18 protein-coding genes are annotated in these 25,922 nt (G+C 60.5%); 8 read left to right on the forward strand and 10 right to left on the reverse strand.

All coding sequences use genetic code 11. The features are described 5' to 3' along the window. Window positions 1-4: 4 nt before the first annotated feature. From Q0K02_RS00890 to Q0K02_RS00900, 3 genes are all read right to left on the reverse strand, one after another. On the reverse strand, window positions 5-1,936 hold the full coding sequence (locus Q0K02_RS00890; protein WP_294484080.1) for an FAD-dependent oxidoreductase: 1,932 nt from the start codon (window positions 1,934-1,936) through the stop codon (window positions 5-7). Between the two features lie 192 nt (window positions 1,937-2,128). Next, on the reverse strand, window positions 2,129-3,814 hold the full coding sequence (locus tag Q0K02_RS00895; RefSeq protein WP_294484082.1) for an FAD-binding protein: 1,686 nt from the start codon (window positions 3,812-3,814) through the stop codon (window positions 2,129-2,131). 3 nt (window positions 3,815-3,817) lie between these two features. After that, complete coding sequence (locus Q0K02_RS00900) at window positions 3,818-4,051, reverse strand: ferredoxin family protein (protein ID WP_294484085.1); 234 nt, start codon at window positions 4,049-4,051, stop codon at window positions 3,818-3,820. A gap of 236 nt (window positions 4,052-4,287) precedes the next feature. Between Q0K02_RS00900 and Q0K02_RS00905 the strand changes: the two genes are divergently transcribed. Continuing rightward, window positions 4,288-5,793 (forward strand): sigma-54 dependent transcriptional regulator, encoded by a 1,506-nt coding sequence (locus Q0K02_RS00905; RefSeq protein WP_294484086.1) that lies wholly within the window; start codon window positions 4,288-4,290, stop codon window positions 5,791-5,793. 120 nt (window positions 5,794-5,913) lie between these two features. Here the strand turns inward: Q0K02_RS00905 and Q0K02_RS00910 are convergent, their stop codons facing one another. The 3 genes from Q0K02_RS00910 to Q0K02_RS00920 all read right to left on the reverse strand — a co-directional run bounded on the left by Q0K02_RS00910 (window position 5,914) and on the right by Q0K02_RS00920 (window position 9,590). Further along, window positions 5,914-7,407 (reverse strand): SLC13 family permease, encoded by a 1,494-nt coding sequence (locus Q0K02_RS00910; protein ID WP_294484087.1) that lies wholly within the window; start codon window positions 7,405-7,407, stop codon window positions 5,914-5,916. A 165-nt stretch (window positions 7,408-7,572) separates the two neighbouring features. Beyond that, window positions 7,573-9,255: an FAD-dependent oxidoreductase gene (locus tag Q0K02_RS00915; RefSeq protein WP_294484088.1), complete on the reverse strand. Its 1,683-nt coding sequence runs from the start codon at window positions 9,253-9,255 to the stop codon at window positions 7,573-7,575. Window positions 9,256-9,257: 2 nt separating this feature from the next. Next, window positions 9,258-9,590, reverse strand: a complete 333-nt coding sequence (locus Q0K02_RS00920) for a ferredoxin family protein (RefSeq protein ID WP_363315647.1) — start codon at window positions 9,588-9,590, stop codon at window positions 9,258-9,260. A gap of 125 nt (window positions 9,591-9,715) precedes the next feature. On the opposite strand from Q0K02_RS00920, the gene Q0K02_RS00925 reads away from it, so the two are divergent. Both Q0K02_RS00925 and Q0K02_RS00930 read left to right on the forward strand, forming a co-directional pair. Next, window positions 9,716-11,398: a sigma-54 dependent transcriptional regulator gene (locus Q0K02_RS00925; protein WP_294484090.1), complete on the forward strand. Its 1,683-nt coding sequence runs from the start codon at window positions 9,716-9,718 to the stop codon at window positions 11,396-11,398. 346 nt (window positions 11,399-11,744) lie between these two features. Then, entirely contained in the window at window positions 11,745-12,887 is a 1,143-nt protein-coding gene (locus tag Q0K02_RS00930) for a carbon-nitrogen hydrolase family protein (RefSeq protein WP_294484091.1), read from the forward strand. A 171-nt stretch (window positions 12,888-13,058) separates the two neighbouring features. Here Q0K02_RS00930 and Q0K02_RS00935 read toward each other — a convergent pair whose 3' ends face one another. Further along, window positions 13,059-15,707 carry a valine--tRNA ligase gene (locus Q0K02_RS00935; protein ID WP_294484092.1) on the reverse strand — a complete coding sequence of 883 codons (2,649 nt, stop codon included), beginning with the start codon at window positions 15,705-15,707 and terminating at the stop codon, window positions 13,059-13,061. Window positions 15,708-15,850: 143 nt separating this feature from the next. Here Q0K02_RS00935 and Q0K02_RS00940 point away from each other — a divergent pair, with 143 nt between their 5' ends. Then, entirely contained in the window at window positions 15,851-17,071 is a 1,221-nt protein-coding gene (locus Q0K02_RS00940; RefSeq protein WP_294484093.1) for a BPL-N domain-containing protein, read from the forward strand. Window positions 17,072-17,518: 447 nt separating this feature from the next. On the opposite strand, the gene Q0K02_RS00945 is transcribed toward Q0K02_RS00940, so the two are convergent. After that, window positions 17,519-18,082 (reverse strand): helix-turn-helix transcriptional regulator, encoded by a 564-nt coding sequence (locus tag Q0K02_RS00945; RefSeq protein WP_294484095.1) that lies wholly within the window; start codon window positions 18,080-18,082, stop codon window positions 17,519-17,521. A 209-nt stretch (window positions 18,083-18,291) separates the two neighbouring features. After that, window positions 18,292-18,558 carry a BTB/POZ domain-containing protein KCTD2 gene (locus Q0K02_RS00950; protein WP_294484098.1) on the reverse strand — a complete coding sequence of 89 codons (267 nt, stop codon included), beginning with the start codon at window positions 18,556-18,558 and terminating at the stop codon, window positions 18,292-18,294. Between the two features lie 658 nt (window positions 18,559-19,216). Between Q0K02_RS00950 and Q0K02_RS00955 the strand changes: the two genes are divergently transcribed. From Q0K02_RS00955 to Q0K02_RS00970, 4 genes are all read left to right on the forward strand, one after another. Continuing rightward, the gene (locus Q0K02_RS00955) at window positions 19,217-20,836 is read left to right on the forward strand and encodes an FAD-dependent oxidoreductase (protein ID WP_294484099.1); all 1,620 of its coding nucleotides are present in this window, start codon (window positions 19,217-19,219) and stop codon (window positions 20,834-20,836) included. 1 nt (window position 20,837) lies between these two features. Then, window positions 20,838-22,571 carry an FAD-binding protein gene (locus Q0K02_RS00960; RefSeq protein WP_294484101.1) on the forward strand — a complete coding sequence of 578 codons (1,734 nt, stop codon included), beginning with the start codon at window positions 20,838-20,840 and terminating at the stop codon, window positions 22,569-22,571. A gap of 84 nt (window positions 22,572-22,655) precedes the next feature. Continuing rightward, the gene (locus tag Q0K02_RS00965; protein ID WP_294484104.1) at window positions 22,656-24,074 is read left to right on the forward strand and encodes a DASS family sodium-coupled anion symporter; all 1,419 of its coding nucleotides are present in this window, start codon (window positions 22,656-22,658) and stop codon (window positions 24,072-24,074) included. A gap of 76 nt (window positions 24,075-24,150) precedes the next feature. Next, window positions 24,151-24,846, forward strand: a complete 696-nt coding sequence (locus Q0K02_RS00970) for a Crp/Fnr family transcriptional regulator (protein ID WP_294484106.1) — start codon at window positions 24,151-24,153, stop codon at window positions 24,844-24,846. A 75-nt stretch (window positions 24,847-24,921) separates the two neighbouring features. Here Q0K02_RS00970 and Q0K02_RS00975 read toward each other — a convergent pair whose 3' ends face one another. Beyond that, on the reverse strand, window positions 24,922-25,785 hold the full coding sequence (locus tag Q0K02_RS00975; protein ID WP_294484107.1) for a VIT1/CCC1 transporter family protein: 864 nt from the start codon (window positions 25,783-25,785) through the stop codon (window positions 24,922-24,924). Window positions 25,786-25,922: the final 137 nt, after the last annotated feature.

The following is a 25,922-nucleotide window of genomic DNA, read 5'->3' on the forward strand; positions in this document are numbered from 1 at the left end:
CGTCTCACAGCTTGCGGCCGATCTGCGCGCCTTCGCGGATGGCGTAGAGCGCGTCTCCGATCTGGCGGCAGTCGCCGATGGCGTGATATTCCAGGCCCAGAGCTTCGAGATCCTCGACCAGATTGTTCACCGGCACCGTGCCGATGGCTAAAACCACGGTATCGCAGGGCAGCGTGAGCATGGAGCCGTTGTTGGCGGCGTCCACGCCTTCGCTGTTCAGGCGCAGAAGAGGAGAATTGGGATAGAAGCGCACCTTGGCGGCCACCATTTCGTTGCGGTAGATGCCCACCAGACGCGGAATGCCGCCGTGACCGATTTCCATGGCTTCGAGCAGAGACACGTCCTTGCCCTGCTTGGCGAGCTTGATGGCGACTTCCATGCCGATGTAGCGGCCGCCCACCACCACGACCCGGTCGCCGACTTCGGCGCGGTCCATGATGACGTCCATGCCCTGCACCACGGAAGGTCCGCCGTGTGCGGGTCTGTCCACGGCGGCGGGAAGTCCGCGCGGCACCGCGCCCGTGGCAAGCACCACCACGTCGGGGCGTTCCTTTTCCAGCAGGGCGCGGTTCACTTCCACGCCCGTGTGAACATGCACGCCGGCCTCCTTCATGGCGTTGAGCATCCAGGGAATGAGCGTGCGGAAGTCGGACTTGTAGGTCGCCTTGCCGGCCACGATCCACTGACCGCCGAGATCCTCGGCCTTTTCATAGAGATCCACATGATGGCCGCGTTCGGCGAGAGTGTGGGCGGCTTCCATGCCCGCGAGGCCGCCGCCGGCAATGAGAATGCGCCTGGGTTCGGCAGCAGGTTCCGGCTTGGGGAATTCCGCCTCGCGCATGGCCGCAGGGTTCACCGTGCAGGTGATGCCGGGCGTAGGAATGCGGTCCTTTCTGGACTTGTAGGTGAAGCAGTTCAGGCAGTAGATGCAGCGCTTGATGTCGCGGTAGCGGCCTTCCTTTGCCTTGATGAGCAGCTCGGGATCGGTGATGAAGGGGCGGCCGAGAGAAATGAAGTCCGCCGCGCCCTCTTCGAGCAGCAGCTCCGCGGCGAGCGGATCGTGAATCTTGCCCACGGTGATCACGGGCTTGCCCGAGGCTTCGCCCACGGGGCGCGCCAGATGCGCCAGGCAGTTGCGGGGGAAGAAATAGTTGAACGAGGTGTTCCAGCCCTTTTCCTGATTGCCGGCCGAGCATTCAAAGGCGTCCACGCCCTCGGCGGCCATGATGCGGGCTATCTGCTTGCCGTCTTCAAGGGTGTTGCCGCCCTCGACCATGTCGTCCACGCTGAAACGGAAGATGATGGGGAAGTCTTCGCCGGCCTGCTTGCGGATGGCCTGCACGATCTGACGGGGGAAAAGCGTGCGCTTTTCCAGAGTGCCGCCGTAGGCGTCGGTGCGGCGGTTGCTGTAGGAGGACAGGAAAAGGCTCACGAGCTTGCCGTGCGCGGCGTGGATTTCCACGGCGTCGAAACCGGCTTCGCGGGCGCGACGCGCGGCCTGACCGTAGCATTCCACGAAATATTCGATCTGCTCGACGGGAATTTCCTTCGGGGGCTTGTCTTCAAAGGCGAAGCGCACGGGCGAAGGCGCAATGGAGTGCCCGTCGGGACGGCGGGTGCCGCGGCCGCCCAGTTCCACGGCGACCTTGGGACCATAGGAGTGCATGCGTCGTACAAGATCGGCAAGAGGAGGAATGTGCGCGTCGCACCACAGACCCATGGCGCCGTCGGTCTGTTCTTCACGCCAGCAGTAGGTGTGGCCCATAATGACAAGGCCCATGCCGCCCTTCGCTCTTACTTCATAAAAACGGGCAAGGGCGTCGCTCAGCGTGCCTTCAGGCCCGGCCCCGCGCGCGGCGATGGGAGCAAAAACAAGGCGGTTGTTCAGCTCCATGTTGCCGATGCGTCCGGGGGTAAGCAGTTTTTCCAGTGCCATGATGTCTCCAGAAATTGCGACTTGCCGGATGTCTGCTCCGCGCTCGGAAAACAGCATCCGCTCTTGAACGGCGGAGAGCATCCGCGCGTTCGGGTGATGATGAAGCGTCTTTGACGCCCGCGTGCGGCAGGTCCGGAAAACCCGGGCCTGCCGCATCGGACTTGTCATGCCGTATCTTTCGTCGTTACACGGCTACGCGGACCAGCGCTGACGCCATTCCGTGATAACCTTGCCGTTTTCCTTGCGTACCGTCAGGAATTTGTCCGACAAAAGCGGATTCGTAAAGGTGTAATCGGAACGCTGATGCATGCCGCGGCTTTCCTTGCGTTCGCGGGCGGCGTGCATGATGATTTCGCCGTTGTCCATGAGCTCGAAGGCTTCCACGGTGCGCAGAAGTTCGTGAGCGTTGGCGGCCTTCACGCATTCCTCGGCGTTCGTGCGCAGATCGGCAAGATACTTGAGACCGGCGCAGAGCAGGGTTTCGGAACGCACGCGATGCGGACCGGCCGCGGCGTAGTCGTTCATGATCTGCTGCAGCCCCATGGCGGCTTCCTTCCAGTGAGCGCCGGAAGGACGGGTCAGGAACCTGTCGTAGTAGGCCATGCGTTCCTGCGCCCATTCGGACTTTTCCGCCTCCACGAGGGAACCGGTCTCCAGGTTGGCGGAAGCGTGTTCGCCGGCCATCCAGCCCCACACGGCCGCGCCGGAGATGTCGGAGCGGAAGTTGCCCACCATGTCGCCCGCGGCATACAGGCCATGCACGGAGGTTTCGCCGTTGATGTCGATCTGCAGGCCGCGGCCGATGAGATGCGGTTCGTACTGCATGAATTCCACGCCGTACTTGGAAGGATCGATGCCCTTGTCGTCCATGTAGTTGAGCAGCGCGCCGAGGCCTTCGCTGATCATGCCCGCACGCATGAACTTCATGTCTTCAGGGCCGGTGCCCGAGCAGTCGATGTAGGCGGGGCCTGTGCCGTTCATGAGCACGTCGCTGTAGGCGGAGTTCCACACGTCGCAGGTGATATCGCCGACTTCCCTCGTGGCCTTGGTGACGAAGGGGCCGAGCAGCTTGCCGTTGGGGTAGCGGTACACGCCTATCCAGGTGCTCTTGCCGGCTCTGGAGAAATACTTGGGACCGGCGTGACGGTTGGGCAGCTCCATGTTCACGAGCTTGGCGCCGATGCGCCAGCTCTGCGCCTGCGCCGCGCCCGTGCAGGAAGGACAGAAGGCGGTATTGAACAGCCAGCCGGGCGTTCCGGCGGGAGAGTACAGGCGGGAGGCCGAACCCGTGGCGATGATGACCTTCTTGGCGCGCACCACGGTGTAGGAAGGTTCCTTGCCGCTCATGTCCAGCGCGAGCGCGCCGGTGATGCCTTCATCGTTGCGCAGAAGGTCGAGCACGGGATGATGATTGAGAATGACGGCGCCGGCCTTCTTGGCCTGAGCGGTGAGCACCTGCTTCTGATTGTGACCGTCGTACTTGAGGAAGATGCGGGGACGATTGGGGAAGGCGTGTCCCATGAACACGTAGTCGTCGCCGAAGGGCTTCATGTTGATGCCCCAGGAATGCCACTTGTCGGCAATGCTGATGGAACGCTCAAGGAAGCGCACCGAAAGCTTGGTGTCGTGGCAGAGGCCGAGCATGCTGTCCAGAAGTTCCTTCAGGATGGGAGCGATGTCGTTGCCGTGGGCCTTGGGATAGTAGCAGGTGAAGTGATCGTTGCCGGTCGCGCCGGAACCGCTGCGCTTGCTGTTGGCCTTTTCGAGCACGATGACCTTCGCGCCGCCCTGAGCGGCGGAAATGGCCGCGCACAGACCGCCGATACCGCCGCCGACGACCAGAACATCCGTTTCCAACGTATTTTTAAGCGTGAGCATGACCTACTCCTTGAACTGGGCCGCATCCACATGGAGCAGCATGTAATTGAGGGGAATCCGCAGAGACACGGCTTTCTTGGGGCAGTCAAGCACGCAGGCGTTGCAGTGCCAGCATTCCTCGCCGTAGGCGACGCTGGGAACCGTTTTGGGAGCTTCCTGCTCGAACACATTCATGGGACAGATATCGGCGCAGGTTCCGCAGCCGATACACAGGTCCTTATTGATGACCGGGGGCATGTTTTCTCTCCTTGCTCGTTGGCGGGCGTATGGGTGATATTGTCAATCCTATGATTTGCAAAATCCATACCAAAATGAAAAACTCCATAAAACAAAGATGTTGTGAAAAATATCAAAATCATAATTATTGCGAAATCATAATTTAAGTTTGTATTTTTATAAGACTTGAACTATGTTCCTTCATGGCGCGCCAAGGCGTCCGCCCCTGTTTTCCACGCTCAGCCAAAAGGCCTTCCATGCATTTCGACGAAGATTCCCTGCGCGCCAGCGCCCTGTCCTTCAAGCTCATCTACCGCACGCGAGGCATGTATCAGACCTGCGCCTGCCTTCGCGACTTTCTGGCCGAAACCATGGCCGTGACCCGCATCAACGCGCTCTACATTCCTTCGGACTGGTCCAACGTCATCACCATGGTGGACACCCAGGAAAACAGACCCGTCACCATGAAGCGGGAAGGCCGCCAGCTGCCCCTTCTGCTCTGGGAGAGGCTGGCCGAACCGCTCATCGTGGGCAATCTCGATCCCTACAAGGAAAAGCATCTGGGAAGCGATCCTGCGGCGGAAAAGCTGCCCTTTCTCCATCACCGCTCGCTGGCCCGCCTGCCCCTGTGCCGCACGGAAGCCTATATTTTCGTAGTCAACTTCTGGTCCGACACCTACAACGCCTTCACGGAAGACGATCTGCCCGAACTTCAGAAGGTCACCAGCGGCTTTGCCGAAGAACTGGCCCGGGATCTGGAAAGTCCGGCCGCGCCGTCCAGCCGCTCGCTGACTTCCGGCAGCGACAAGCTGTTCGAGTGTTCGGGGCTGAACCACGTGCGCAACATGGTGGAGCAGGTGGCCCCTTGTTCGAGCACCGTGCTCATCATGGGCGAAACCGGCGTGGGCAAGGAATCCGTGGCCGACGCTATTCACGAACTCTCACCGCGGCGCAACGGCCCGTTCATCAAGGTGAACTGCGGCGCCATTCCCGACACGCTGCTCGAAAGCGAACTCTTCGGCTACGAAAAAGGCGCGTTCACCGGCGCCGTGAACACGCGCCGCGGCTATTTCGAGGCCGCGCAGGGCGGGACCATTCTGCTGGACGAAATCGGAGAAATGCCCCTTTCCGCGCAGGTTAGGCTGCTGCGCGTGCTGGAAAACAGGACCATCATGCGCGTGGGCAGTCCGAACGCGGTGCAGCTCGACGTGCGCATCATCGCCTCCACCCACGCCGATCTGCACCGCAAGGTCAAAGAAGGCACATTCCGCCGCGATCTCTGGTACCGGCTCAGCGTGTTTCCCATCCACGTGCCTCCGCTGCGGGAACGCAAGGAAGACATTCCCACCCTGCTGCGCCACTTTCTCCACACCAAGGCCAAGCAGTTCGACCTGCCGGAAACCATCCGCGTTCCCAAGGAAGAGCTTGCGAGACTGTACGCCTACAACTGGCCGGGCAACGTGCGGGAGCTGGATCACGTGGTGGAGCGCGCCATGATTCTCGCCCGCGGCAAAAGCGGCACGCTGCACTTCGACATTGAAAGGGACGAATTCGAGGAATCGAGCTGGTCTGCGCCGGAAAAGAACGCCTCCGACTGGCCCACGCTGGCGGAAATGGAAAACCGCTACATCCGCGCCGTGCTGGCCAAATGCGGGGGCAAGCTCACCGGCGAAAACAGCGTCACGCAGGTGCTGGACATCCACTACACCACCCTGCGCGCAAGAATGAAGCAGCTCGGCCTGAGCATGCCCAGAGAAAAATAAGACGTGCGCGCCGGGGACTTTTCCGACTCCTTTTTTCCCTCACCGGCGCGGAAGACTTTAACCCAAAAGGGACGCCCCGTTTATGGAGCGTCCCTTGAAGTTCCACATTCCGTCAGTTCATCATGCCGTCGGTACGGGAATGACGGCATCGCCGAGCAGGACGCCGCAGCCCAGCGCTATCAGCGAACAGACAATCAGCACTGCCAGTCCGTAGGCTATATAGTCCTTCGGCGAAGAGTATCCTTCGGACCCAAGCATGGCGGCGGCAATGGGCACAGACGACACGGAAAACATGATGCCCACATTGCACAGAATGCCCACCGTAAGACACACCACCACGGGATTCAGTCCGTAATGAACAGCCAGCGTAGCAGTCACGGGAATAAACAATCCCACAACGGCAAGATTCACAATGACCTGCGAAAGCATGGCGCCGATGATCATGACGGCAAACCACACCAGCAACGGTGACATGTCGCCGATGGCATGAATGAGAATGTTGCCGAGCCACTTGTCCACACCTCCGGCCACCAGGTTTTCCCCGAAGAGAATGGCGCCCGCCATGAAAATGATGATTGACCAGTCCACGGAACGCACACAATCCTTCCACGGCATGGAAAACTCGATGGTGCCGCTCTCGGCATCCCGGCGTATGGGCAGAAACAGCAGACTGCAGCCCATGAGCAGCGCCACGGACGGCGGAGCGAACAGCTTCACGCCCACAGCCCAGCCCAGAGCACGGGACACAGGCTGACCTGCCACCCAAAGCAGCATGGCAAGAAACATCACGAACATGGAAACATGTTCAAACGGCGTGACCGGACCAAGCTCTTCGCGCTTTTTACGGATATAGTCGCCGGAACTGCTCACCAGACCGTCCTTACGGGGCGGGAAAAACACATAGGCAAGCAGCACCATGGCAAGCAGCATAAGCAGACATATGGGCATGCCGAGCGCCGTCCACTCGGCAAACGTGACATTATAGTTCAACGATGAGGCAATAACGCCTATCACCACCAGGTTGGGCGCGCCGCCTATGGGCGTTCCCGCGCCGCCGAGAGCGGAGCCTACGCCGGACATGACACACAACCCGCGAATGGTGTTGCTTTTCCCCGGCTCGGCATTGATGCCCCTTCCCATGGCCACGGCCAGAGAAACAAAAAGAATGGCTACGGGAATGTTGGGAACAATGGTGGAAACCAGGCCCGTGGCAAAGGCAAACACCAGCATGAGGCGCCTGGGACGCCCCTTGATCCACGGCAGACTCAGCACCCAGTACGCGTATCTCGTGATGAGTCCGCTTTCCTTCCACGCGCCGAGAATGATCATGGCGCCGACCATCAACATAAGGTTGGAGTTGCCGAAGATGGCATAGGCCTTGACCGGAGGCATGACATCCACGATTCCGTAAATAGGAATGCTCAGCAGCGACACGGCGGCCAGAGGAAACAACTCCGTAACCCACCAAATCAGAATCCATGCCGCAGCCGCAAGGTGTTTCATACCGATGTGCCCGAGACCTTCGGGCGCCGGACACTGCAGAATAACCCAGCACAGCAGGGGGCCGAGCAGAAAAAAGATGATCTGCCTGTTGCGATACAAACTGCGAGTCATTGACACTTCCCCTCATGGAAGCGTGCTCCGTTCCTCATGGAAAACACGCGTTACAGCAGTAAAAAGGCAATGGGACATCTTTTTTTCGGTACGGCCGGAACCATCTTCTGGCTCCGGCCGTACACTCCGCGCTCCCCGTCTTCCGAAAGAACGCGGATAACGTACTCAAAGCATCCTACGCTTGCGCCATGCCGTAACGGGTCTGCCATCCTTCATTTCCACGGTGATGAACTTCTCTCCGTCGGAAACGCTGGTAAATGGATAATCGGAACGGATGTGCTGAACCCTAGTTTCCCGTCTTTCACGGGCCGCCGTCATAACGGCTTCGCCAAGATCGATAAGGTCTAGCACTTCCAGACCGCGCATCAGCGTGTGGGCATTGGGGGTAGCCATATCTCGCAGAGCGTGGGCGCGCAGATCCGCAAGATAGTGCAGCCCCGCACGCAGCAGAGTTTCGGAGCGCACGCGCGGCGCCGCCGGACAGTAATCATTCATGAGCTGCTGCAGGGCAATGTTGAATTCCTTCCACGGCGCACCGTTTTCCCTGTGCAGCAGACTGTCATACAGCGCCAGACGACGCTCAATGAGCTCGTCCGAAGCCGTCTGATCCGAAAGCTGAACGTCCCGAACATACGTCGACGCATGCTCTGCGCTTATCCAGCCCCAGGTCACCGCGCCGGCAATCCCGGACCGGAAATTGCCTATGGGATCGCCCGCCACATAAAGACCACGGATGTTCGTAGAACCGGTTTCGTCGATTTCCAGACCGCGTCCGAAAAGCAAGGGCTCGTAACGACCGAATTCAACGGCGTCGTGCGCGGGGTCTATGCCTTCGCGATCCATGTAGTCCAGCTGCGAAGTCAGCCCTTCGCTCACCATGCCCTGACGCATGAACTGCAGATCTTCCGGCGAGGCCTCGGAACAGTCCAGATAGGCGGGGCCCGTTCCGTTGGCCATGACGTCGGCGAAAACGGACTTCCACACATCGGAGGTATTGTCGCCGATTTCCCGGTTGGGCTTACGGACGAACGGTCCTATGGGACGTCCGTCGGGATACTTGTACACGCCAATCCACGTAGCCTTGCCGCAGCGTGCAAAATACTTGGTGCCCGCATGCGTGTAGGGATGTTCCATATTCACCAGCTTTGCGCCGATGCGGTAAGCGGATGCCATGCCTCCCGCACAGCTAGGACAGTATCCGCAGTTAAACAACATGGCCGGCGTCATGGCATTGGGATACAACCTTGTGGAGCAGCCCGTGGCCATAATGACAGCCTTGGCCCGCACCAGTACAAAAGAAGGCTCGTCGTCCTTCACATTCATGAGGACAGCACCGGTCACACGCCCGTTTTCGGCCAGAAGATCCGTCACCGGATGATGGTTGAGAAAGGTAACACCTGCTTCCTTGGCCTTTTTAACCAGCACTTCCTTCTGATTGTGCCCGTCATACTTGATGTACATGCGCGGACGATCGGGAAATGCGTGCCCCATGTACACATAGTCGGGGCCGAACGGCTTCATGTTGATGCCCCACGAATGCCAGCGATGCACCATTTCCGCGGTCCGCTCCAAAAATACCTTGGTGATCTGAGTGTCATGCCACGGGCCTACCTGTCCCGCCAGCATTTCGTTAATCATCTCCTTGATCGTTATCTTCTGAATTTCCGGCATGAAGCACAGAAAATGATCATTTCCCGTTGCGCCCGAACCGCTGCGCCGCACATGAGCCTTTTCCGCCACAATTGTGGAAAGTCCCTGCTCTCCGGTGCATATCGACGCCATCAGACCGGCGATGCCTCCGCCTACAATCAGGATATCGGTATCCAGAGTCTTCTGTATATTCAACATGGCTATCTCCCGCTGGGCTTAAGGTCGGAGGCGTCCACATGGAGCATCATGAACGGGGCCGGAATACGAAGGGAAATGGCATGCTGCCGGCAGTCCAGAACACAGGAATTGCAATGCCAGCATTCCTCTCCGTAAACGACCTGAGGTTTGCGGGTTTCCTTGTTCGGCCTGAACACCTGCATGGGGCAGATATCCATACAAACACCGCAGCCTATACACTTTGCTTCATCAATCAGAGGCGGCATGAGCTTGCTCCTTTGCTTTGCGGAAGTTCGACTTCCTGTTTGACGCTGTCGGAAACGTCGACAATTTATAAAAAGCAAGTTCCGTGCCATTTAATTATTATTTAATAATTCAAAGTATTATATTAAAAATATCGATTCCTGTACGGCAAATGTGACTATTTTTAAAATTTATATTATCCACATAATTAACAATTTCACTCATATTCGGAGGCATCATGTCCGCGCCCTTTTCCGCTGAGACTCAGTCGCCCCGCGCCGTACCAGCTGCGGAGCACATTCCATCCATAGCTCGGTTGTGCCTCGCCGTGCTGCACAGACACGGCATGGGCAGCGCCATGAACATGCTCCTTGAAGCCACCCGGCAATTTGCTCCGGTCATCCGCATCAACGGCGTCTTCATCAGCAGAGACGGAAGCTCCATTTTGAATATTTTCGATACGCAGCCCAACGACCGTATGGTTTCCTACTATCTATCGCCCAATCGCACTGCCGCCATAGCCGCAGAACAGAGCGGATGGAAACGCAAGCACGCCATCAGGCTGGAAGATATAGACAAACCCACGCTCATCAACGACCTTGCCCCCTATAAGACTCCTGCTCTTCTCAACAATCCGCTGTGCAAAGGCATCCCGTTTCTCGCACACAACGCTCTTCTGCGCCTGCCCCTTTTCATCATGGAACCCTTTGTATTCGTCATCAACTTCTGGGCGGATGTTACCGACGCCTTTGCCCCCGAACATATCCCCGCCATGCAGGAGCTCATTCATCCGCTGGGCAAGGAACTGGAAGAATCCTTCTCCACCTCTGGAACTGACCTGCTTTCGGATCAGGAGGACGACAAGTTCTCCGAAAAGGAACGTCCATTTCTGGACTTCTACGTCAAACAGCTCGAAAGCTGTCCCGGTCTGCACAACGTATGCGGGCTCATCCGCAAGGTCGCCCGCACCGACGCCACCGTCATCATTCAGGGAGAAACGGGCACAGGCAAGGAATTCGTTGCCTGTGCCATCCACGAACAATCGTCCCGCAAGGACAAGCCTTTCATTATCGTCAATTGCGGAGCCATTCCTCCCACGCTGGTGGAAAGCGAACTCTTCGGTCATGAACGCGGTGCTTTTACCGGTGCCGTAAGTACGCACAAAGGCTATTTCGAACAGGCTCAGGGAGGCACCATTTTTCTCGATGAAATCGGCGATCTTCCGCTTTCTGCTCAAGTCAAACTGCTGCGCGTGCTGGAAAAAGGACATCTCGTGCGTGTAGGCGGCAACAAAGCCATGCGTCTCAATGTGCGCATCATTGCCGCTACCAATGCCGACCTCGATGCCAAAATGAAGGATGGAAGCTTCCGACGCGATCTCTGGTATCGGCTGGCAGTATTCCCCATGCATATCCCTCCCCTGCGGGAACGCCCCGGAGACATTCCTCATCTTGTCAAAGAATTCCTGGGGGCGAAAACACAGTCTCTGGGACTCAACTTCCAGGGAGGCGTCTCAGAAAAGGAAATCCGTCGACTCTACGACTACAACTGGCCGGGCAACGTGCGGGAACTGGAACACGTGGTGGAGCGTTCGCTCATCATGCACGACAACGACAAGGGGACTCTGCATTTCGTCCTGCCCGATGCCGCCGACGCCCCGCTCCCATCATCCCCTGACCAGACCTCCATCATGAAAGAACCCGCCGACTGTTCCGCCTGCGACTCTGCCCCCTGGCCGACACTGAAGGACGTGAAGGATAAACACATCCGGGAAACGCTCAAAAAAACCGGAGGAACACTGCTGGGACCAAACGGCGCGGCCACGCTTCTCGGTATTCACTACAGCACTCTGCGTTCAAAAATGAAGCAGATGGGACTTCCTCTGCCCCGCGAGGTACAGAAAAAAACCTTTTTCTCCTGAACGAAACATACAAACGGCTGCTCCGCAGGCACGTCCCCTTCTTCCCCGGCGGCTTTGAGAAAAACATGTCCGTCTCAGGCTGTCAGCGTGAACCCGCGCGTTTCTCCCGAACCGGAGGCGACGCAGCCTTGCATCGCCAGCTCAGGCACGGCTGACGGCAGACATTGCCGCCGGGGGAATCCCCGCTTCCTGCCGCAGGCGGTACATTAACCGGCCGCGGTACGCGTCCGTGCCGAAAGTTTTGTACCAGGCGTTTCAGGTTTTCATTGAAATTATTGAAAAAATAATTATGGCATCATCCTTGCATAAGAACAGGCAACGCATCCTTCTTCTCAAGGAGTTCGCCATGAACCTTTTCTCCAGAAGCATATTCCGCAGAGTAGGCGCGGCCTGCCTTCTTTCCGTTCTTTCCGCCACGCTCTGCCTGGCGGCGGAGGCTCCCCGCTACGACGACCATCTCAAGCTGGCTCTCGTCAACATGCAGCCCGTCTGGGGCGACAAGGACGCCAACCTCAAAAAGATGGTCCGCATGTCGAACGAAGCTGCCGACAACGGCGCACAGATGATCGTGTTTCCCGAAATGTGCCTCACCGGCTACGCCATGGAACAGGGCGACATGAAGCGCGCCGACCGCATGCAGATACGCCTTGCCGAAACGGAAACCGGACCGAGCGCGGCCGTGATGACGAAGCTTGCCAAAGATCGCAGCGTTTACATCGTTTACGGTTATCCGGAACGCATCGGCAGCGACAAGCTGAACGTGTATAATTCCGCCTTCGTGGCCGGGCCGGACGGCTATCTCGGCTCGTACCGCAAAATTCATCCCTTCGGCAGCGAAGTCATCTGGTGCAAGACCGGCACGGAGCCCTTCTCCTTCGACACTCCCTGGGGCCCCATGGGCATAAGCATCTGCTACGACACCTACAACTATCCAGAACTCGGCCGCTACTACGGCGCGCTCGGCTGCCGCATGATACTCAACCCCACGGCCACGTCCTGGGCATACTACTCCAACAAGAATCTCAAGGACGGCAAGCCCCTCAACAACGGCTTTCCCACCGCGGGCAACAACACGGAATGGGTGAACCGCTTCAAGAGCCGCGTTGAGGCCGTAGTGGTGCAGAGCGGTCTGTTCGTGGCGAGCTCCGACCTCGCCGGCGCGGAATACGACGCCAAAGGAACCTTCATGGGCACCTGCTTCCCCGGCGGCTCCTGCGTGGTCGGCCCCTCTGACGACAAGCCCGGTACGCTCACCTATTTCGACTACTTCGGCACCGATCCCGCCGCGTTCGGCACGGAAGGCATAGCCTACAGCACCGTCGATCTGAGCCGCGCCACCCGCAATTCCTTTGCAAACTACATCAAGACCGACCTGCAGGAAGGCAATCTGTACATGCCCGATCTCTACGCCAAATGGTTCGGCGATCTGGCGGCCTCCGGCAAGTTCACCTCCCTGAATCACGCCATGAGCGGAGCAGCGGAGCGGTAGTTCGCTCAGCTTCACGTTTACGGGCGCGACGCCTGCGTAAAACTCCTCCCCGGCGCAGACGTCGCAGCCCGTTCATTCTCCTCCTCATCCAGATTCCTGGACAAAGAGCGCGGCCCCATCCTTTCGGATGAAGCCGCGCCCTTTCTTGTTCACGCGTGCGGAAAAACGCCGCTATTCTTCCATGGCTTCCTTGAAGCGCTTCTGCAGCGCCTGCATCTTGGCCTTCTTGTCGATGAGTTCCGTGTGACGCGCCTTTTCGGATTCCACAAGGTCCGCGGGAGCGCGCTTGACGAAGTTCTCATTGGAAAGCTTGGCGTCGAGAGCGACGAGATCCTTGTCCACCTTGCCGATTTCCTTGTCGAGGCGGGCGAGTTCGGCCTGGAAGTCCACCGCACCCGAAAGCAGCACGATGACTTCACAGCCGCGCACCACGTTGCTGGCCGAAGCCTTGGGAGCGTGGGCGTTGCTGTCGATGGTGAGGCTTTCGAGTCTCGCCAGATCGAAGAATCCGCGGTTCGCCTCCAGCAGGGCGGCCTGTTCGTCGCTCGCCGGACGCAGCACCACGGTCAGGCGGTACGAAGGCTTGATGTTGAGTTCCGCGCGGATGGTGCGGATGGCGCTGATGGCTTCCTGAAGGAAGATCATCTCGTCGGATTCGCGCTTCTTCACGCACTGCGGACGGGCTTCGGGATAAAGCTGCGTGGCGATGTCCGTGCCTTCATGGCCGGGCAGGGAATTCCACACTTCGGCGGTCACGAAGGGAATCATGGGATGCAGCAGCAGGAGAATTTCACGCAGCACGGTGTAGAGCACATACTGCGCTTCTTCCTTGGCCTCACCCTCTTCCTTCATGTCGGCCTTGATGAGTTCGAGGTACCAGTCGCAGAACTCGTTCCACAGGAACTTGTACACGCACTGGGCCGCGTCGTTGAAGCGATAGCTTTCGAGAGCGGCGTCCTCTTCCACCTTGATTTCCTCAAGACGGTTGAGAATCCACTTGTGATGCAGTCCCTTGACGGCGCCGAGATCCACGGCCTTGGGCTCGCCGTGTTCGGGCAGGTTCATGAGGGCGAAGCGCGAAGCGTTCCACACCTTGTTCACGAAGTGGCGATAGCCTTCAATGCGCTCCTCGGACATGCGGATGTCGCGGCCCATGGCGGCAAAGGCGGCCAGGGTGAAGCGCAGAGAGTCCGCGCCGTACTTGCGGATCATGTCCTGCGGGTTGATGCCGTTGCCGAGCGACTTGGACATCTTGCGGCCCTGCGCGTCGCGCACGAGGGCATGGATGTACACTTCGCGGAAGGGCACTTCGCCCATGAAGTGCTGGCCCATCATGATCATGCGGGCCACCCAGAAGAACAGGATGTCGAACGCCGTGACGAGCACGCTCGTGGGATAGTACTTCTTGAGCGTTTCGGTGTGTTCGGGCCAGCCCATGGTGGAGAAGGGCCACAGCGCGGAAGAGAACCAGGTGTCGAGCACGTCGGGGTCCTGTTCCAGCTTGCGGCTGCCGCACTTGGGGCACGTCGCGGGATCTTCCTCGGCCACGATGAGCTCGCCGCAGTCGGCGCAGGTCCACGCGGGGATGCGGTGGCCCCACCAGATCTGACGGCTGATGCACCAGTCGCGGATGTTGTCCAGCCAGTTGTAGTAGGTCTTGGTCCAGCTTTCGGGATAAATCTTGATCTTGTCCGGCACGGCGGCGCGGGCGGCGGGAGCCATCTTGCTGATGGCCACGAACCACTGATCGGAAACGTAGGGCTCGATGACGGTCTTGCAGCGGTAGCAGCAGCCCACGCTGTGGGTGAGCGGCTCTTCCTTCACGAGATGGCCGTTTTCGCGCAGCTCTTCCACAATGGCCTTGCGGCATTCCTCGCGGCTCATGCCGGCGTAGCGGCCGCACACGTCGCTCATGCACATGTTGCCGTTGTCGTCGATGACCTGGATGAATTCCAGATTGTGGGCGTGGCCGAGCTTCCAGTCGTTGGGATCGTGGCAGGGCGTGACCTTCAGGCAGCCGGTGCCGAATTCGCGGTCCACATAACGGTCGGCGATGAGCGGAACTTCGCGGTTCACCACGGGCACGATGAGCTTCTTGCCCACGAAGGCGGCGTAGCGCTCGTCGTCGGGATGCACGCACACGGCCGAGTCGCCGAGAATAGTTTCGGGGCGGGTGGTGGCGATGGTCACGGAGCCGGTGCCGTCGGCGAAGTCGTAGCGCACATGCCAGAGCGAGCCCTTGGCGTCGATGTGATCCACTTCGTCGTCGGCAAGGGCGGTGTGGCAGCGCGGGCACCAGTTGACGATGTACTTGCCCTTGTAGATGAGTCCTTCCTTATAGAGCTGCACGAACACCTTGCGCACGGCGCGGGCGAGATTGTCGTCCATGGTGAAGGCTTCGCGCGTCCAGTCCACGGAGGAGCCGAGTTCCTTGATCTGTTCCAGAATCTGGCCGCCGTACTGCTTCTTCCATTCCCACACGCGCTTGATGAAGTCTTCGCGGCCCACGTCGTGACGGGTTTTGCCTTCCTTGGCGAGGGCGCGTTCCACCACGTTCTGCGTGGCGATGCCCGCATGGTCGGTGCCGGGAATCCACAGCACGTTCTTGCCCTTCTGACGGGCGTGACGGCAGAGGATGTCCTGAAGGGTCTGGTTCAGGGCGTGACCGATGTGCAGAATGCCCGTAACGTTGGGCGGAGGAATGACGATGGAATACGGGTCGCCGGGGGCGGACAGGTCGGGCGTGAAGGTTTTGGCTTCTTCCCAGTGCTTGCGCCAGTGAGCTTCCACTTCCTGCGGTTCATAGGCTTTGGACAGCATTTCAAGGCTCCAATGGTTTAAAATATCCGCCGTTCCGCAGAGGAGCGCTCTGCGCCGCTCAGGCGGAAGCGCCGGGAGCTTGCGCCTGACTGCTCTTGCCGAACGGGCGGCTTGTGCGTATGCATAACACACGGAGGGAACACATGATTGCCATACTGTGGGACGCATCCCATATCTGGGGATATCTGCTGCTGCACGCCGTTCGTTCGACGGGCATTCCCTTCCGTGTACTCAAAGGGTTAGACATAGCCCAGACCGGTCTGTCTGGCAAGATGCTCATAGTGCCCGGAGGTTCTGCGCGGCGCAAGGCCGACGCCCTCGGGCCGGACGGCGCGCAGGCCGTGCGCCGCTTCGTGAAGGAAGGCGGCAAATATCTCGGCTTCTGCGGCGGCGCGGGGCTCGCGCTGGCCGACGGACTCGGCCTCTGCCCCTGGAGCCGCGACGGCATGACCGACCGGCTTCAGCATCTTGTGTCCGGGCATCTGGTCTGCTCCGTGGCCGAGGGCGGCGATCTTGTTCCGCCGAACCTCGCCGGAAAAGACGCGCTGCTGCCCGTGTGGTGGCCGGGCCGTTTCAACGAGCCGGACGAGCCCTGCGACGTGCAGGTGCTTGCGCGATACCGCGCGCCCGGGCCCGATCTCTACGTGGCGGACATGCCCTTTTCCTCGATGCCCGCCGACATCCTCGCCGAATGGAAGACCATGTACGGCGTCGCGCTGCGGCCCTCCCTGCTCGACGGCCGCCCCTGCGCCGTCACGGGAACCTGCGGCAGGGGCGAATGGCTTCTGAGCTACAGCCACTTGGAAACGCCCTCCGGCGCGTTCCCGGGCTCGGAACAGGCGGGATCCTGGCTCATGCACATTCTGCGCCGCTGGTGCGGCGCGCCCGCGGATCTTGCGTCCGTGCCGCCGCTGGACTTTGCCGCCCTTCCCGTGCTCTGGGAAGACAAAACGCTGCTTGCCTCGCGCGCCTCGCTCGACGAGCTGCTCTCCCTGGCCTGCGAGCTCGGCCTGCTCTTTCCGCGCAATTCCTGGCTGCTCGGCTGGCGTTCCGGCGTGCCCGGGGCGCAGTTCAACAGCCTGAACGCCGCGCTTTCCACCACGCTCAGCCTGCCGCCCGACAAGCGGCGTCTCCGCCTCTGGAACGAGCGCCGCAGCGATTTTGAACAGGCCTTCTCCCTCTTTTTTCAGGGCGCAAGAAGCTGGCTTCTCGCCCGACGGCTCGCCGACACGCTGGCCGATTCCGCGCCGGGCATGCTGCCGCGGGAACTGCTGGTGGACCAGCGCCGCGCGCTTTTCGGTTCGCCCATGTTCGGCGGCGGCCTCAGCGAACAGCTGCTGAACATGCTCGAAGAACTGGCGTGAGACCTTCCGGCGGAACTTCGCGCCCCCCTCGGCTCATCCCCGCGACAGCGCGTCCTCCCCCGCCTTGCCGCCTGCAAGACGCAGGCGACGCTCGCGCAGCGCCGCCGCAAACACGGATTCCGCCGCAACATAAACGCCGCTCCCACGCTCCCGCCTGCCGAAAAACGCCGACGCCGAAGCCCCGGTGCGCGAATAGGCAGGCGCACGGCAGTCGCCTTCGCCTCCCGCCGCGCTCCCTGCGCCTCGTCCGCGCATAAAAAATCCCGCCGCTTCCGAAAGGGAAGAGACGGGGAACACGCCGGGCACACTCCAGGCAACTGGAAAACCCCGCGCCGCCGTGCTTTGCGTCCACACCAAAGTCACAGCGCGCGAGGCGGGGACAAAACATGAAAACATCGGGGGAAAATTCCGCCCGCAGAAGACACGGCAAAGCCGCAGCACCAGAGATTACGAACGGCCCCTGCGCAGGCAGCAGGCCACGAGCGCAAGCCCCGCGGCCACGGCCGCCAGCGCGGCCCAGAAAAGCGCCTTCACGTCGCGCGCAAGCACATAGCCCCACAGCCCGGTATGCACGCCGCCCCGGCCGTCCACAAGCTGCACGGGAAAAAGTTCGGAATAAATCCACATGGTCAGAAGGCCGCCCGCGCCGATGAGAAACATCAGCACGCCGGCCGCGAGCGCAATGTGACGCGCCGCCGCGCTTGCAGGCTGAGCGGGCGTCGTCGTCTTTTCGCCGCGCTCTTCCGGCAGAGATTCCGCAGGCGCGGCTTCGCCGGATTCCGCCGGACCTTCGGGCGCGTCCGCCTGATCCCTCAGCAGATAATCAAGACTCACCCCCAGCGTGTCGGCAAGTTCCACCAGACGGTCAAGATCGGGAGCCGAAAGACCGGTTTCCCATTTCGTGACGGACTGCCGGGACACGCCCATGCGCTGCGCAAGCTCTTCCTGCGAAAGTCCCAGAGCCTTGCGTCGGGCCTGAATTTTTCCGTATAGCTGGAGATCTTTCCTCATGTGCTTCCATGGGCTGACGACATTTCTGATCCGGAAAGCCGGAGCCTCCCCGTTTCCGGCTGAATCTGCGCATTCCCTGCGGGGAACGTCACGCCTCCCGGTCCTGCCGGTCGCGTCGACGGCCATGAACGACCGCGTTTTAAATCAAGACATGGCCGGACGCGGGGCGAACAAGGCTCGCCGCGGTCCGGCCACAATGCATTGCCTCGTTACTTCAGACGGTCCATCGCCTTGTCATAGAAGACGCACAGCGCGTCCATGTCCTGCTTCTGCTGAAGCTGAAGCAGTTCGGGCTGCAGCTCCTGCATGACCTTCGCGTACTTTTCAGGATCCTTCTGGGAAACTTCCTGAATGGTCTGGGCAAAGGCGGTGGCCTTCTGCTGCGCTTCCTCAGGGCTGCATCCGGCCTCGGCAAGGGAAGAACAGCCAAGGGTCAGGGCCAGAGCCGCGCACGCGGCCAACATCTTCCTGTTCATAAGGAACTCCTGTGGTTTCATGGCGTACTGCCAGGGGTGAACGGCAGGCCGGAGCATGCGGCCTGTCGATGGCGGCGCTTCAACATCATGATGAAAACAGCAGCCACCTCCCGCCTGACCTCGTCGAAAAAACACCCGAGACGTCAGGCCGCCGTGTAGGACGGTCAAGGTTTAACGCCATAGCCCGGCAGACTCCACCAACCGGAAGTTTCCTTTCCGGCAACTTATGGTTGCATCTCTTTTATTTCAGGAAATTATCATAATATATTTTCCCTTGTCACGTTATTTCGGCAACCAAAGGTTGCCGGAAACAGCAGGTTGCACTGCCCGCTTCCGGCAGCGGACAAGGGGAAAAACGACGAATCCGGCTTCCTTTTCCGACCCGTTTAGTTCGCTCCGGAAGCATGCCCTTTCCTCTGAACATACGCCTGCGCACGTCGTGCCGAAGCGGGGCGTCCGCCCCATCATCGACGCCCTGCGGTCGCGCAGACGTTTCCCGCAAAAATCATGCGCCATGTAACATATGCAACACGCGCCGCGAGAAAAAAGCCTCCATACTCCAGGCACGGAAGGCGGCCGGTCCCTGTCTCCAGACCCTTCCCGAAAAACGCGGACCGGCCTTTCTCCCTCCATACCAATCCCGTCTCAGGAGGTCAGCGTGATAAACACCATCGACACAGAAAAGTGTACCGGATGCGGCACTTGCTTCAAGACGTGCGGACTCGACGTATTCAGACTCGACACCGATCAGCCGGTTCTTTCCCCCTGCATGGCCAAGTGCCCCGCAGGCATCGACATCCGCGGCTACAACGGCCTCATGCAGATGGGCAGCATCGACGAGGCCGCCGAAAAACTCAGAGAACGCAATCCCTTCCCCGCCGTCACGGGCCGCGTCTGCCCGCACCTGTGCGAGAGCGAGTGCAGCCGCGGCAAGGTGGATGGCGCCGTCAACATCAACGGCATCGAGCAGTATCTCGGCGACCGCACGCTCCACAGCGAGCCGAAAAAGCCCGCCGTGCGTCATGTTCACCGCATAGCCGTGGTGGGCTCCGGCCCCGCCGGTCTCTCCTGCGCCTGGTATCTCGCCCGCGCAGGCTACCCCGTGCGCGTGTTCGAGGCCATGCCCAAGCCCGGCGGCATGCTGCGCTACGGCATTCCCGTCTATCGCCTGCCCGAAGACGTACTCGACGCCCAGATTGAACAGCTCAAGGCGCTCGGCGTGGAATTTCAGTGCGGAACGCGCGTGGGCAAGGGCTGCGACTGCAGCATGGAAGACCTCTACGAACTCGGCTACAAGGCCGTGTTCATCGCCCCCGGCGCGACAAAAAGCCGCAAGCCCGGCGTGCCCGGCGAAACGCTGTCCGGCGTGCTCTACGGCGTGGAATTTCTCTGCGCGGTCAGGCAGAACCGTCAGCAGCCGCTCTCCGGCAAGGTCGTGGTGATCGGCGGCGGTGCCGTGGCCATGGACGCCGCCATCACCGCCCGCAAACTCGGCGCGCAGAGCGTGGACCTCTACTGCCTGGAAAGCCGCGAAGAAATGCCCGCCTTCAAGCACGACATCGACGACGCCCTGAACGCCGGAGTCACGCTGCATCCGGGCTGGGGCCCCGTGGCCGTGGAAGGCGAATCCTCCGTCAGGGCCATAACGCTGCGCCGCTGCCTCTCGGTGTTCAACGCCGAAGGCCGCTTCGCTCCCGCCTTCGACGAGGCCGACACGCAGAGCGTAGAAGCCGACGCCGTCATTTTCGCCATCGGCCAGAGCTCGGATCTTGCGCCCTTTGAAGACGTGGTGGAAACGGAGCGCGGACGCATCAAGGCCGACCCCGAAACCTTCGGCACCTCCTACTGGAAAATTTTTGCCGCGGGCGACGCCGTCACCGGCCCCTCCACCGTGATTTCCGCCATTGCCGGAGGCCGCGAAGCCGCCGTTTCCATCGACCGGCTCATGACCGGCGGACATCTGCACAGCGACAGAAAGGAAACAAGACCCCTCGCAGAAAACCTGCCTGGCGAAGGCGTGATGCTCTCTCCCCGCGTGGATCGCAGGGAAATCATCTCGGACGGCTTTGAGGAAAAGCGCCTCGGCCTCGACGACGTGGATGCCCTTCACGAATCCATGCGCTGCCTCACCTGCGGAGCCAAGGCCCGCGTCAACTACCGCGACGACTGCATGACATGCTTCTTCTGCGAGCTGCGCTGCCCGGCCCACGCCATCGACGTTCACCCCTTCAAGGAAAGACTGCCGTTCACGCTGGAACGCAATTTCGGAGGTTTTTAATATGGCTGCACCCATTGTCTATACTACGGATGTTCTTGTCGTCGGCGGCGGCTTTTCCGGTTCCTGGGCGGCTCTCAGCGCGGCGGCCGCGGCCAGGGACGTGCTCATTGTGGACAAGGCCGCCCGCGACTGGCGCGGTCTCGGCATGATGAGCGGCGGCGACATGATCGTCATGCAGCCGGAATTCAAGGTGGAAGACCTGCTCGACGAAATGGTCTATTACTACGACGGCCTCTGCGATCAGCCGCTCGTGCGCAAGATTCTCGAACATTCCTACGACCGCTTCTGCGATCTCGAACGCTGGGGTCACATCTTCGCCCGCGACGAAAAGGGGAATCTGCGCGCCGTGGTACAGCGCGGCCTCAAGTACATGCGCTATTACCTGTATCACCCCTACGGCAAGGGCGGGCCCCACACCTGCAACACGCTGTACGATCAGCTCGCCCTGCGCGGCGTACGCCGCATCTCCAACATTCAGATAGTGAAGCTCATCAAGCGTTCCGGCCGCGTGGTCGGCGCGGCCGGATTCCACACCCGCAGCGGTCTGCCCTGCGTCATCAAGGCCGGAGCCGTCATTCTCTGCACCAACACGGGCGGCTTCAAGATGTCGTATCTCAGCAACACCTCCGCCGGCGAAGGCGCGCTGCTCGGCTATGAGGCCGGAGCCACGTTCCAGAACATGGAATTTCTCCAGAACTGGACCTGCCCCATGGCCTTCGCCTGGGAAGGACAGACCGGCATGCTGCCCTACGGCGCCCGCTTCGTGAACAGCAAGGGCGAAGACTTCATGAAGAAGTATTCCCCGCTGCGCGGCGCCAAGTCCGACCCGCACTACAACATTCGCGGCATGGTGCTCGAAACCCGCGCGGGCAACGGCCCCACCTACTTCGACACCAGCACCATGTCGGCGGAAGGCGTGGAAGTCATGACTCCCACCGGCGGCTGGATGCTGCTCAACGCCGAAAAGCTCAAGAAGCTCGGCATTGACTTCTTCCACCAGAAAACGGAATGGATGCCTCAGTTTCAGTACATCTTCGGCGGCATGAAGACCGACCTCGACTGCCGCACCGGCGTGCCCGGCCTGTTTGCCGCCGGACGCGCAAGCAGCCTGCACACGGGCGTGTACATGGGCGGCTGGGACACCTGCATGACCAGCACCACCGGCTGCTTTGCCGGCGAAGCTGCCGCCGCCGAAGCCATGAGTGTGGCGCACGACGACTTCGACGCCGCCGAAGCGCTGGAGGAAATCGCGCCCGTCACCTCGCTCGTCGGTCGTCCGGGCATTCCTCCCAAGGACGTGGTGCGCTCCATTCAGGAGCTCATGGTTCCCGCCGACGTGTCCGTGCTCAAGACCGGGCAGGGACTCAACCGCGCGCTGCATCAGCTGGCGCACATCCAGAACGACTACATTCCCGACATGACGGCCCAGGATCCCCATTACCTCATGAAGCTCATGGAAGCCCGCGGCATGGCGCTCGTGGCCGAAATGTACCTGCGCGCCTCGCTCGCCCGCAAGGAATCGCGCTGCGGCCACTTCCGCGAAGACTATCCGCTGCGCGCCGGAGCGCCGGAATGGATTCGTCTGAGCCGCGGAGAAAACGGCATGAACATTGAATTCGTTCCCGTGCCCTGCGGCAGGGAAGGCTATCCCGTAAAGCCCTACCGCTACTACATGGACGACTTCGACTACCCCGATCAGCCTCACAGCGCGGAACAAAACGCCGCGGAGGCCTAGGCGTCCGTTACGGAACCTGCCGGCGGGGCGGATGCCGACGCCGCCCCGCCGTCCACTTCATCCATCATTGCCACTCGGAGGTGCATGATGACGCTTCCTTCCTTCAGCGATCCCGTCTTCCGCCGTCAGGCGACCGGATGCCTCATTTCTCTGCTTGCGTACTGCGTGATTCTTCTGCTGCCCACGCCGGACGGCCTCAGTCCTGCGGGAAAGAAATCCCTGGCTCTCATGATTTCGGCCATCATCGTATGGGTGTTCGACGCCCTTCCGCTGGCCATGTCTTGTACTCTTTTTCTCTTTTTGCAGGCAGTGCTCGGCACGGTGTCGCTGGACGACGCGCTTCATCGCTTTGCCATTCCGCCGGTGTTCTTCTGCTTCGCCATGTTCTGCATCGTGGTGGCGTTTCAGAATTCCGGGCTCACCAGACGCATCGTGCTCTGGACGAGCATGAAGTCGAAGGGCAAGCCGGGACGGCTCCTTTTTCTGCTCATGATGATGAGCGGCATGCTCTCCACCATTCTGGCCGACGTGCCCGTGGTGGCCATGATGTTCCCCGTGGCGCTGTTCCTGCTCGAAAAGAACGAATGCGTGCCCGGAAAGAGTTCCTTCGGCAAGGCCGTCATGCTCGGCCTGCCCCTTGCCTGCCTCATCGGCGGCGTAGGCACCCCGGCCGGAAGCGGCACCAACATTCTTACCATGAACATGCTCGCCTCCACCGCCGGCGTGCAGATATCGTTCTTCGAATGGTCGGCCATCGGCATGCCCATGGCGCTTTTGCTCATTCCCGTGGCGTGGTGGGCCGTCATGAAGATTTATCCGCCGGAACTGACCTCCCTCGCGGGCATGGAACAGCTCTGCGAAGACTATGAATGCCTCGGCCCGCTCGGACGCAGGGAAAAGCTGTACATCGTGCTTCTGGCCTTCAACCTTCTGCTCTGGTGCACCACGGGCATTCACGGGCTCTCCCTGCCCGCAGCCGCCGTGCTCGGCAGCATGCTCTTCGCCCTGCCCGGCGTCTCCCTCATAAGCTGGGAGCAGGACAAGCACAAAATAGGCTGGGACATTCTCTTCCTCGTGGGCGCGGCGAACTCCCTCGGCGTAGCCCTGTGGCAGAACGGCGCGGCCACCTGGATTGCCGACACCTTCCTCAGCGGCATGAGCGCCCTGCCTCTCGTGGCGGTCATCGCCCTCGTGTCGCTGTTCACCATCCTCATTCATCTGGTCATTCCGGTGAACACCCCCATCGTGGGCGTCATTCTTCCGCCGGTGGCGGCCATTGCCGCAGCCATGGGCATCAACCCCGCCCTGCTGGCCCTGCCCCTCGGCTTCAGCGTTTCCGCAGCCGTGCTGCTGCCCCTCGACTCCGTCTCCCTCGTCACCTATCAGGCCGGATACTACAAGATGACCGACATGTTCAAACCGGGCATCATCATCTCGGCGGCCTGGGTTGTCATCACCGTGGCCGTCATGTACCTTATCGCCAGACCTCTCGGTCTGATGTAGCCCTTCGGCCGTTCCCGGCAGCGGGAACGGCCTTGCCATATTCCGGCATGTTCCCGTGCCGCGCATCGGAGAACTTATGCCTTCCGTTCCCGAATCCGCCATTCTCACCGCTACGATTCCGGGCATCAATCAAATGTGGGCGCAGCTGCTTTTTCTCGCCGCAAAGCAGGAACACGCCAGAGGAACCTATCTGTACCTGTACGACGACCCGGAACACAGCTTCTACTTTCTGGAAAAAGGCCGCGTCACCATACTGCACGGCGCAACCAACGGACAGGTGCAGAACATGCTCTACATGCAGCCGGGAACCCTGCTCAACGTGGCTCACGCGCTCGGCAGCTCCATGACCCGTTTTCTCGACTCCGGCTGTCAGTTCTTCTGCCTCACGGACGTCGTGCTCTGGAAGTTTCCGGGCTCTCTGCTGCACGATCAGGACTTCATCCGCAGCCATCCGGCCTTCATCGAGAACCTCATGTCCTCCATCGGCCTCAAGCTGCTGCTCATGCACAACACCCTCTCCAACTCCGGCACCGGAAACACACTCTCAAAGCTCTGCCGCTTCTGCCTCAACATGTCGCAGGCCAGCGGCAACGCCCGGGAACTTTCGCCCGGCATCTCCCAGACGGAACTGGCCAACCTGCTCGGCGTTCACCGCATTTCCCTGCTGCGCGTCATCCAGAAGCTCAAGCACGACGGCGTGCTTCAGGAACTCACCAGAGACCGGCTCATCATAAAAGATCCGGAGAAGCTGCGCGCTCTCGCCATGCAGTAGCTCCCGGACGCGGCAAAAGCGCACAAAAAAAGCGGGGATCGCTCCCCGCTTTTTTCATCCGTTTCAAACGCGGAACTACATGTCTATGCCCATCCAGGTTTTGGCGGCCCAGCCGATGAAGAAGGAAATGGCCGCCACGCCGAAGCTGATGGAAAGCATTTCCACGAACTGCGGACGGAAGGCTTCGCGACGCACCACCGCCACGAAGAAGGTGAACAGGCAGATGATGCAGCCTGCGTTGAACAGGCAGAACAGCAGCGCCAGGTACGGCGAGGAAAACACCCCGTACGGCAGAAGCAGCAGCGCCACGGTAATCATGTAGGCAATGCCGGTATAGACGGCAGCCTTGAGCGGATGCTTTTCCCCGGGCTCGGCCTTCTTGGAAAGGTATTCCGAGGCGGCCATGGACAGCGTGGCCGACACGCCGGTGATGAAGCCCGCAAGGCCCACCGTGTCGTTGCTGCCGAGAGCGAGCGTAAAGCCCGCCAGCGCGCCGGTCAGTTCCACCAGCGCGTCGTTGAGGCCGAGCACCATGCTGCCGATGTACTTGAGGCGCTCTTCATCCACCATTTCGGCCAGACGGCGTTCGTGAATCTCTTCCTCTTCCATGATGCCTTTGGCTTCCGGCACGTCCTCAATGAGTCCGGCATAGCGCTTTCCCGCGCCGTCTTCGCCCGACTCCAGCAAGTTGATGACGAAGGTCAATCCGAAAATCCAGCCCAGCACGCCGTAGAAAAACACCTTGAGACGTTTGGCTTCCGCCTTCTTGCCCGTGTAGCGGCTCCACACCTCGCAGTGACGCGCCTCGTCCGCGGCCATGCGGCGAAGCACTTCGCCGTTTTCTCCGCCCACGCGTCGCGCAAGTCTGGTGTAGATTTCACTGTCGGTCTTTTCATTGATCTGCATCTCTTCCAAAAGCTGAAGCGTACTTTCCCTCATGTGTCCCCCTTATGGCGTTTCGCCGTCATGTTGTGCCTCTCCGTGATACGCCAGGCCCGGCACGCTGGCAACCGACCCCGGCTCCCTGCGGCCGACCGCTCGCCCTTCCGCATGACTCCCGCCTCTGCGGAAGGAAA

The sequence above is a fragment of the uncultured Mailhella sp. genome (assembly GCF_944324995.1).
Lineage (GTDB): Bacteria > Desulfobacterota > Desulfovibrionia > Desulfovibrionales > Desulfovibrionaceae > Mailhella.